Source organism: Dehalococcoides sp. (genome assembly GCF_041654235.1).
Lineage (GTDB): Bacteria > Chloroflexota > Dehalococcoidia > Dehalococcoidales > Dehalococcoidaceae > Dehalococcoides > Dehalococcoides mccartyi_B.
This window is the reverse complement of record NZ_JBAZDW010000054.1, coordinates 1-8,454: the sequence shown is the minus strand read 5'-3', so window position 1 is coordinate 8,454 and position 8,454 is coordinate 1. Positions and strand designations below refer to the sequence as shown.

Annotated in this window: 12 protein-coding genes and 1 tRNA gene; 6 read left to right on the top strand and 7 right to left on the bottom strand. The window is 48.5% G+C overall.

Annotated elements, in window-relative coordinates; all coding sequences use genetic code 11:
* The 6 genes from WC259_RS06630 to WC259_RS06605 all read left to right on the top strand — a co-directional run.
* Nucleotides 1-193, top strand: a 193-nt coding sequence (locus tag WC259_RS06630) for a hypothetical protein (protein ID WP_372643742.1), incomplete at its 5' end; no start/stop codon positions are given.
* A gap of 133 nt (nt 194-326) precedes the next feature.
* Nucleotides 327-403: transfer RNA gene (locus tag WC259_RS06625), tRNA-Arg, on the top strand.
* Nucleotides 404-576: 173 nt separating this feature from the next.
* Nucleotides 577-786 carry a hypothetical protein gene (locus tag WC259_RS06620; protein ID WP_012034236.1) on the top strand — a complete coding sequence of 70 codons (210 nt, stop codon included), beginning with the start codon at nt 577-579 and terminating at the stop codon, nt 784-786.
* A 199-nt stretch (nt 787-985) separates the two neighbouring features.
* Nucleotides 986-1,369: a zf-TFIIB domain-containing protein gene (locus WC259_RS06615; protein ID WP_011310020.1), complete on the top strand. Its 384-nt coding sequence runs from the start codon at nt 986-988 to the stop codon at nt 1,367-1,369.
* Nucleotides 1,370-1,410: 41 nt separating this feature from the next.
* Nucleotides 1,411-1,977 (top strand): LemA family protein, encoded by a 567-nt coding sequence (locus WC259_RS06610; protein WP_011310021.1) that lies wholly within the window; start codon nt 1,411-1,413, stop codon nt 1,975-1,977.
* 17 nt (nt 1,978-1,994) lie between these two features.
* Entirely contained in the window at nt 1,995-3,188 is a 1,194-nt protein-coding gene (locus tag WC259_RS06605) for a M48 family metallopeptidase (RefSeq protein ID WP_061977576.1), read from the top strand.
* Between the two features lie 80 nt (nt 3,189-3,268).
* Here the strand turns inward: WC259_RS06605 and cysE are convergent, their stop codons facing one another.
* From cysE to WC259_RS06570, 7 genes are all read right to left on the bottom strand, one after another.
* Nucleotides 3,269-3,961 carry a serine O-acetyltransferase gene (gene cysE, locus WC259_RS06600; protein ID WP_015407342.1) on the bottom strand — a complete coding sequence of 231 codons (693 nt, stop codon included), beginning with the start codon at nt 3,959-3,961 and terminating at the stop codon, nt 3,269-3,271.
* 27 nt (nt 3,962-3,988) lie between these two features.
* A complete protein-coding gene (cutA, locus tag WC259_RS06595; protein ID WP_015407343.1) occupies nt 3,989-4,333 on the bottom strand; it encodes a divalent-cation tolerance protein CutA in 345 nt (114 codons plus the stop codon).
* A gap of 5 nt (nt 4,334-4,338) precedes the next feature.
* Nucleotides 4,339-5,247: a quinolinate synthase NadA gene (gene nadA / locus WC259_RS06590; RefSeq protein ID WP_015407344.1), complete on the bottom strand. Its 909-nt coding sequence runs from the start codon at nt 5,245-5,247 to the stop codon at nt 4,339-4,341.
* Between the two features lie 125 nt (nt 5,248-5,372).
* Complete coding sequence (locus WC259_RS06585) at nt 5,373-6,038, bottom strand: class I SAM-dependent methyltransferase (RefSeq protein WP_011310026.1); 666 nt, start codon at nt 6,036-6,038, stop codon at nt 5,373-5,375.
* Nucleotides 6,035-7,108 (bottom strand): AIR synthase family protein, encoded by a 1,074-nt coding sequence (locus WC259_RS06580; protein WP_015407345.1) that lies wholly within the window; start codon nt 7,106-7,108, stop codon nt 6,035-6,037. The genes WC259_RS06585 and WC259_RS06580 overlap by 4 nt, the downstream gene beginning before the upstream one ends.
* Nucleotides 7,109-7,336: 228 nt before the next feature.
* Nucleotides 7,337-7,783: an Rrf2 family transcriptional regulator gene (locus WC259_RS06575; protein WP_011310029.1), complete on the bottom strand. Its 447-nt coding sequence runs from the start codon at nt 7,781-7,783 to the stop codon at nt 7,337-7,339.
* Nucleotides 7,784-7,982: 199 nt separating this feature from the next.
* The coding region (locus tag WC259_RS06570; RefSeq protein ID WP_372643737.1) for an FAD:protein FMN transferase at nt 7,983-8,454 on the bottom strand (472 nt) is incomplete at its 5' end.

Sequence of the window (8,454 nt, the reverse complement as noted above, 5' to 3'; positions counted from 1 at the left end):
GAGTACCAGCGGTAAGCAAACCCTGAAAGCTATAAAGGAACATCCCGGTACACCGGAAGAGATAGCCCCTTTTTCAGGTTTACCCCTGTACCGGGTCAGGAGCGGAACGCGTGCCTTGGCAGAAGCGGGACTGGCCGAAGAAAAAGAAGGCAAGTACCATCTGACACCTAAAGGCAATACCCTGCTGGGCTAGAATAAAGCAAAATTATATATGCCCGCTCCACCAGAGAAGCGGGCATATATAATTTATCTGACCGAATTGACACCTGTCTGGCGGGCAATTGCCCGCCCCGCCGACTTTCAGCTATAATAAGGTTTTGTTGCAGGCCCCTGTAGCTCAGTAGGATAGAGCAGCGGTTTCCTAAACCGCGTGTCGGGCGTTCGAATCGCCCCAGGGGTACCACTTTCTAAAGCTAAGAAGCTCTCCCTTTGAAGAAATTCTCCTTCAAAGGGTTTTTCTTTTTACTAATTTTTTGCAAATCCCGTTTTACTAAATATACTTTAACCTATTGCCATTAGTCTTCTATTATGCTTAAATTAGTCATTATAGCGTTTTACTTAAGAGGGCAATCTCAGATGAATAAGCTTGCTTTGTTTCTGGCTATTTCAGGCGGTATCTGTATGGTACTGGGTTTCCTGACTGCACTCGGAATAATCCCGCCGCTGGTTGCCAGCGGGCACTTTTTCGGCCCGATAAGCAACACTACTATAGGCATGGGCGGTATGGCTGTTATCTTGCTGCTGGGCTGTATTGCCTGCCTTATTGCCCGCCGAAATCAAATTTAGCCTTACACCTGACTGTAAAAAACACCCGCCACTACCTTTCAAGGGATGCGCATTGCTTGTTATTTAGGATTGCCAAGACTTTATTCAGCCATGCCATATTCATCCTGCATGCTTCAGCTTTGATTATCAATTATCCGCCCATTGACAAGAACATATGCCTATCCATACACTAAGAGACACGTTATATAAGGAGAAGTCTATGATTTGCCCGGCTTGCTCTAAAGATATGCTGGTAGTGGAATACCGCGAGATAGAGCTGGACTATTGTCCGGCCTGTCACGGGGTTTGGTTTGATGCCGGAGAATTGGGGTTATTGCTGAACGCGGTAAACCTGAAAAACAGCCCCGAAAAAGCAGCTGAAGTAACCGATAACCGAGAGGCTAAACGCCACTGCCCCATCTGCCGCCGTAAAATGAAAAAAACCGCCCTGATAAAAGACCCCCTGCTGATAACCGATGACTGCCCCGGGGGACACGGCATGTTTTTTGACGGGGGAGAGGTAGACCAGCTTATTACCCGCTTAAGTAAAGATACCAAGCAACCGGCGGTGGATTTTCTAAAAGAAGTATTCAAATCTAAATAAACCAATAATTTTTAGTAAATAAAGAACACAAGGAGGGAAATATGTGGATTGCACTTATAGTCATTCTGGCACTGGTTCTGGTATTGGGGCTGTGGTTTGCCGGTGCTTACAACGGCCTGGTAGGTCTGCGGAATCAGGTTAAAAATGCCTGGGCGCAGATAGATGTCCAGCTGAAAAGACGCTACGACCTGATACCCAACCTGATTGAAACTGTCAAAGGCTACATGACCCATGAACGGCAAACTCTTGAATCTGTGACCAATGCCCGTAATCTGGCCCAGCAGTTATCTACTTCAACCAGTGTAGAAGCCAGAGCCAAAGCTGAAGGCGAACTGTCTTCTGCCCTTTCCCGCCTGCTGGCAGTAGTTGAAAACTACCCCAACCTAAAGGCTAACCAGAACTTTCTGGCTTTGCAGGAAGAACTGACCTCTACTGAAAACAAGATAAGTTTTGCCCGCCAGTTTTACAATGATTCGGTTATGAAATACAACAACCAAACCCAAATGTTCCCCTCAAACATTGTGGCCGGTATGGCTAATTTCAAGGCCAGCGAATTCTTTGAGGTCAAGGTGGAAGAGGAACGCCAGGCTCCCAAGGTAAAGTTTTAAGCAGGATTTAAACTGATATGTGGGAACAGATACAATCCAATAGAACCCGTTCCATTATGCTGGTTATAGGTATGGGGCTTATTCTGGTAGCCTTGGGCTACGCTTTGGGGATGGCTTTTACCGATAACGGGCTGGCGGGACTGGTGATTGCCCTTGTCCTGTGGGGAATAATGAACCTGATAGCCCTGACCCAGGGGGATAGTATCCTCTTGGGTATGGCTAATGCCAAGGAGATAAAACCCTCTGACCACCCGCGCCTTTACAACGTGGTGGAGGAAATGAAGATTGCCTCCGGTATGGACACCATGCCCAAGGTTTATATCATTGATGACCCTGCCTTGAACGCTTTTGCCACCGGACGGGACAAAAACCATATCTCGGTGGCTATCACCTCCGGCCTGCTGCAAAAGCTGAACAGGGATGAGCTTCAGGGCGTTATAGGGCACGAAATGGCCCATATAAAAAACCGGGATGTATCACTAATGGTCTGGTGCAGCATCCTTCTGGGAACTATCGTTATCTTAGCCCAGTACGGCTCACGGATGTTTATTTTCGGCGGAGGGTCACGCCGTTCTTCCTCCAATGAGGGGGGTGGCGGCGGGGCTCAGGCTATTTTAATGGTGGCAGCACTTTTGCTTATTGTGTTGGCACCCTTGTTTGCCCAGCTGATTTACTTTGCCATTTCACGCAAACGGGAGTATCTGGCAGATGCCTCTTCCGTCCAGTATACCCGTTACCCTGAGGGACTGGCTTCAGCCCTTGAAAAACTGGGGGCTTCCACTGAACAGCTGCGTTCAGCCAATCAGGCTACCGCTCCCATGTATATCATCAACCCTTTCAGGGCCAAAGGTAAGGCTGCGGCTAACCTGACATCCACCCATCCTCCGATCAGCGAGAGGGTAAGGATTCTGCGGTCTATGAACGGGGCTTCCTACCACAACTATGACGAGGCCTTTAAACAGTTAAAAGGCGGGCATGTTATACCACCTACTGCCATCAAGCTGGACCATGACGAAACCATCAGGGAGGCTTCGGATGAAGGACCTTTGGCTACCGAAATAGGCCGCGCCCGAGAGACCTCAAATGCCCTCTGGAATATGAATAAATACCAGACGGTAGATTGCGATTGCGGAGTCAGGCTTCGCGTTCCGCCCGGTTTGAAAGGGCAGGAAATCCAATGCCCCCACTGCGGTGAAATCCACCAGACTTGATACCGGTTTTAAACTAAAATATTAAAGGGGCGGTTAATAACCGCCCCTTTTTTGTTATCTCTGCAAACTGTGATAAATGACTACAGGTTAAACTCTTTCATAATCTCGCGTATCTGCCCGCGAAGCTCATCCTGAGGCACTTTCAGTCCGCTGTTTTTTTCAAGCTGGGCAAGCCTGTCCATCAGTTTTTGCTGTTCGGTCAGAACCACTTTCAGAGCGTCCGCTACCGGGTCAGGCAGTTTGCCGTGTTCCAGATCAATAACCATACGGCGTGATTCTTCAACCACCCGCCCGGGTATGCCAACTACAGTCGCCCCGGCCGGAACATCTTTGGTAACTACCGAACCTGCCCCTACTTTAGCCCCTTCACCCACCGTAATGCCGCCCAGCACTATTGCGCCTGTACCGATAACTGCATTATCGCAGATAGTAGGGTGGCGTTTGCCTTTGGACAGACTGGTTCCGCCAAGCACCACACCCTGATACATAAGCACGTCATTGCCAATTTCAGAGGTTTCGCCAATGACTACCCCCATCCCATGGTCAATGAAGAAACGCTGACCTATTTTTGCCCCCGGATGAATCTCAATGCCGGTGCAGAACCGCCCGCCATGGGAAAGCCAGCGTGCCCAGAAATGGAGTTTATGCCGCCACAGCCAGTTTGCCACCCGGTGAAACCAGAGAGCATGCAAACCGGGATAACAAAATAGAACCTCTGCCACACTTCTGGCAGCCGGGTCTTTGCTGAAAACATTTCTAATATCTTTTATCATTTAAGCACCCATTATAGCACCCATTGGCTATTCCGGAATATCCGTCTGGGCAGAAAGTTCTTTATCCAGCCAGTCCAGATACTCCGGACTGCCCCCGACAACCGGCAATGCCAGCACTTCGGGGTTTTCGTAGCTGTGAACTTCATGCACTACCTCTATGAGCGAAGCAAGCAAAGACTGGCGGGTTTTTACAATAAGCAGGCTTTCGGTTGATTCCTCTATCTTGCCCTGCCACCAATACTGTGAGTTTGCCCGCGGGATAATGCTGACACAAGCCGCTTTGCGTTGGTTAAGAAGCACCTTTGAGATAAGGGTGGCTTCCTCCGCGTCGGTGGTGGTTATGAAGACTATCAGAAATGGATTTGCCTTCACCCTTTTTATACCACCCTCAGCATTCGTTCCACCGCACCCACTGCCTTAACGCGAATTTCTTCCGGTACGCTTACTACCGTCTGCATATTTTCCAGACTGGCAAGAAGTTTGGTCAGGGTGGTCATTTTCATATTGGCACACACAGCCTGTTCGGATACCGGTATAAAAAGCTTGTCCGGGTTTTCTTTGCGCAGGCGGTAGAGCATGCCTATTTCAGTACCTACAATAAGCTCTTTGACATCCGCCCGGGCAGCATAGCTAACCATCTGCCCGGTGGATAAAACCTCGTCTGCCAGAGCAGTTACCTCAGGGCGGCTTTCAGGGTGGACTATTACTTTGGCGGCAGGGTAGTGTTTTTTCAGGTTTACAATATCTTCTGGTTTTATGCGTGCATGACTGGGGCAATAGCCCGGCCAGCTTATTATTTTTTTACTGGTGCGTTCTTTGACAAAAGCCCCCAGATACTGGTCAGGTACGAACAAAACTGTATCTGATTTCAGGCTTTCCACCACTTTGACGGCATTAGCCGAAGTACAGCAAATATCCGACTCGGCCTTGACCTCAGCTGTAGAGTTAACATAACATACCACCGGCAGTCCGGGATGACGGGATTTGAATTCCCTGAGTTCCGCCCCGCTTATCATATCCGCCATAGGGCAACCGGCTCTTGGTTCAGGTGCAAGCACTATCTTTTCGGGGCTGAGAATGGCCGCTGTTTCCGCCATAAAGTGAACTCCGCAAAATACTATTACTTCGGCATCAACCTTTGCCGCCTTACGGGCCAGTTCCAGCGAATCACCCACAAAATCCGCTGCGTCCTGAATTTCTCCAAGCTGGTAGTTGTGGGCCAGTATAATGGCCTTACGCTCTTTTTTCAGTTCCGCTATCTTGTGCGAAATAAGCTCTCTATACATATATCTGCCCCTTACGGCCTAATTTTACCACCCGAAGGATATAAAAACCTATACTATATGGCAAACCCGGCTAAACTCTATGGTTTGCAGCCGGGCTGTTTTACCTGATGAAGCGGAGTGTTGGGCTAAAGCGGTTTACGCGCCTGAATTATCTGAAACATGCCTAAAAGACGCTGGCGGCGGTTCAGGATTTCAAACCCGGCATCCTTTAGTTCACCGCTTAGTACTCCCGGCTGCATCATCTGGTAGGCAGGCAGACCTTCAAACACCCGTATAAATACCCTGATACCAAGTCCGCCGATACCCTGTGGCAGATTATAGTCCAGTACGTTGAAAACACCCCCCGGCTTAAGCACTTTGTAAACCTGTTTAATCGCTTCACAGCGGATAGGGGTGGGCATTTCGTGCAGCCCGTAAGATACAAAGGCCTTGTCAAAAGCACCCTCAGGGAAGGGCAGATTGTCACCCGAAGCCTGTTGGAAAACAGCCGGCATGCCCACTACCTTTTCTTTGGCTCTGGCCATCATATCCGGGGAAAGGTCAACACCTGTTACTTGACCGCCCTTCAGTTTTCCGGCTACCAGACGGGTAGTAGCACCTGTGCCGCAGCACATATCAATAATATTGTCTGCGGGCTGGATATTTGCCGCATCTACAAACTTGCGGCGAAAGCGTTCTTCCCCGCCGAAAGGCGTAAAAAGCAAGCGGGTTAAAAAGTCGTAAACTTTGGAATAACGTTTCCAGTAATCTGTCTTGTAATAGGAGGGCGGAGTAACTTTGTCCTGCATCATTTTTTGCCTTCCAGTTCATTATACTTTTCCAAGGCATTATAAAATGCCTTCCAGAACGGGTCAACCTGAGGGTGAACGAAGGGCTTTCCCTGCCCGTTTTCAATCATTTTCATACCGCTTCCGGCCGGGGTTATTTCACCCGCTACCGAGGCCTTGATACCCTTAGCCGCCATAGCTGAAAGGATTGCTTCCGCCCGGTGGGCTCGGCAGGTGAGCAGCAGGGTACCCTCGCTTATAGACGCATAGGGGTCTATTTCAAACAGGGAGCAGATTTCTTTTACCCCGTCTTCAATAACAATTTTGTCTTTTTCTATGGTAACGCCCAGACCCGCGGCTTCAGCTATTTCATACAGCCCGCCCCAGATACCGCATTCGGTAGCATCATGCATGGCAGTTACCCCGTTATCCCGGACACCCACAGACACAGCTGCCAGAGCGTCTTCCACCACACTCATCTTATAAAAAATACCTTGCGCTTTTCGGCTGAAATCTTGTCCGTATTTTTTGGCCAGAAAACCGGGGAACATAGCAGCGAAAATACCGCAGGCTTCAATAGCCGGACCTTTGGTGATGATTATTTTATCACCGGGCTTTACAAATTCCGGGCCGACATACTGGTTAAGTTCACCTTCGCCGATTACAGTTGCCCCGCCAACGAAAGGATAGCTGCAGTTTTCATATCTGGCGGTATGCCCGGTTACTATAGATACGCCATTTTGGGCGCACTGGTCATGAATGACCTGCCAAACCAGACTCAGCTGGTCTTTGGTAATACTCATGGGCAAATTAAGGTCTATGGTCAGGTATTTGGGTTTTAAACCTGAGGTAACTGAATCTGAAAGGAGAATATGAATGGCAAACCAGGCCGCCCTTTCCCAACCATATTCAGGCACTATAAAGACCGGGTCGGTGGTCAGGGAAACAGCCTTGCCCCCCAGATTGATTACGGCGGCATCAACCCCGCTTCTGGGGCCGATAAGCACATCCTGTGAAGCTACCCCCAGTCTGGGATAGATAAGTTCCCGAAAAATATCCGGTGATATTTTACCTATTTCAGGCATTTCAGACATATCCACTTGCTCCTTTATAATACTGGGCTACAGGAAATACAGATATCTGCAAATTATACCTGAAATAGCATCTAAGACCAATTCTACCCTGAATACCAGGAGTCACCTGATGGGACACTATAAAAACCAAATTTCCGGCAGGTTATTTTGAAATATCCTTACCGGAAAATTGATCATTTATCTTGATTAAAGAGTACCCGAATATTTTATTGCGGGCATTAAAGGCTTTTAAATGCTCAGCTCCAGAGGAACTTCAGGTGAACCGCTTTCTTTCCACTGCTGTACCAGATTATCTAAATTTATAGAATCCAAAATTTCATCGGTAGCTTTTTTTATTCTGAGCCAGACATTGCGGGTTATACAACCCTCACCACGCCAGCAAACCCTGGGGTCATCTACACACTCTGAAGGGGAGGTAGATCCTTCGGTAGCCTTTACAATATCACTCAGTTTTATCTCTTTAGGATCTCTGGCCAGTACAAAACCGCCGTTTGCCCCACGAACACTCCTGACCAACCCGGCTATCCGCAAAGGGATAAAAAGCTGAGCCAAATACTGTTCAGATATCTTTCGCCGCTGAGCGACGTCACGAATCAAAATAGGGCCTTCACCGTAATGAACCGCCAGGTCAAACATGGCCTCCATGGAATGCCTGCCGCGGGCTGACAACTTCATTGTATTCGCCTCCAACAACTAACCACTAAAAGTAATATTCCTATTACTAATAAGCTTAAGAAATACGTCTATGCTATAGGATTAGTGAATTTTTGTCAAGAAAAAGGCATCTGCAGGCATAGTATAAATGGTATAAAAAATGAGGACTGCCTGACTTTTGGTCAATTGTCCTCATCTAAGTAACGCCAATATCAAGGGATCAGGTGCTGAGATGTTCACTAAGGGCACGGTAACCACTGGTTGTATAGCTCTTAAGGTCTTTGCCAATCAGCAGGGCTTCTGCCCCGTCCAGACTTTCAAGCAGCTTAAGGGTCTCATCCACTCCCATTACCATGGCAGCTGTAGCTAAAGCATCAGCCAGCAGAGTATCACGGGCAATAACAGTGGCACTGCACAGTTCCTGAGGTGAGAACCCGGTACCGGGGTCAATAATGTGGTTATACTTATAATCCGGGGTAAATGCGTTTTCATAATCACCGGAAGTAGCCATGCAGGCATTTGAAGACTGGATAACATCATAATAACCGGTATAAGCTCTGGGGTGGGTGATACCTACTTTCCAAGGCTGGCCGTCTTCACGCATGCCCTGAAGAGCCAAATCTCCACCGGCTTCAACTATTATCTGACTGACACCCCGCCCGCGCAGATAGGAACTGGCCATGTCTACAATA

Bases quoted from the DNA above. Each gene is read 5' to 3' on its own strand.
- WC259_RS06620 (WP_012034236.1), top strand. From the start codon at position 577: ATGAATAAGCTTGCTTTGTTTCTGGCTATTTCAGGCGGTATCTGTATG.
- WC259_RS06615 (WP_011310020.1), top strand. From the start codon at position 986: ATGATTTGCCCGGCTTGCTCTAAAGATATGCTGGTAGTGGAATACCGC.
- WC259_RS06610 (WP_011310021.1), top strand. From the start codon at position 1,411: ATGTGGATTGCACTTATAGTCATTCTGGCACTGGTTCTGGTATTGGGG.
- WC259_RS06605 (WP_061977576.1), top strand. From the start codon at position 1,995: ATGTGGGAACAGATACAATCCAATAGAACCCGTTCCATTATGCTGGTT.
- cysE (WP_015407342.1), bottom strand. From the start codon at position 3,961: ATGATAAAAGATATTAGAAATGTTTTCAGCAAAGACCCGGCTGCCAGA.
- nadA (WP_015407344.1), bottom strand. From the start codon at position 5,247: ATGTATAGAGAGCTTATTTCGCACAAGATAGCGGAACTGAAAAAAGAG.
- WC259_RS06585 (WP_011310026.1), bottom strand. From the start codon at position 6,038: ATGATGCAGGACAAAGTTACTCCGCCCTCCTATTACAAGACAGATTAC.
- WC259_RS06580 (WP_015407345.1), bottom strand. From the start codon at position 7,108: ATGTCTGAAATGCCTGAAATAGGTAAAATATCACCGGATATTTTTCGG.
- WC259_RS06575 (WP_011310029.1), bottom strand. From the start codon at position 7,783: ATGAAGTTGTCAGCCCGCGGCAGGCATTCCATGGAGGCCATGTTTGAC.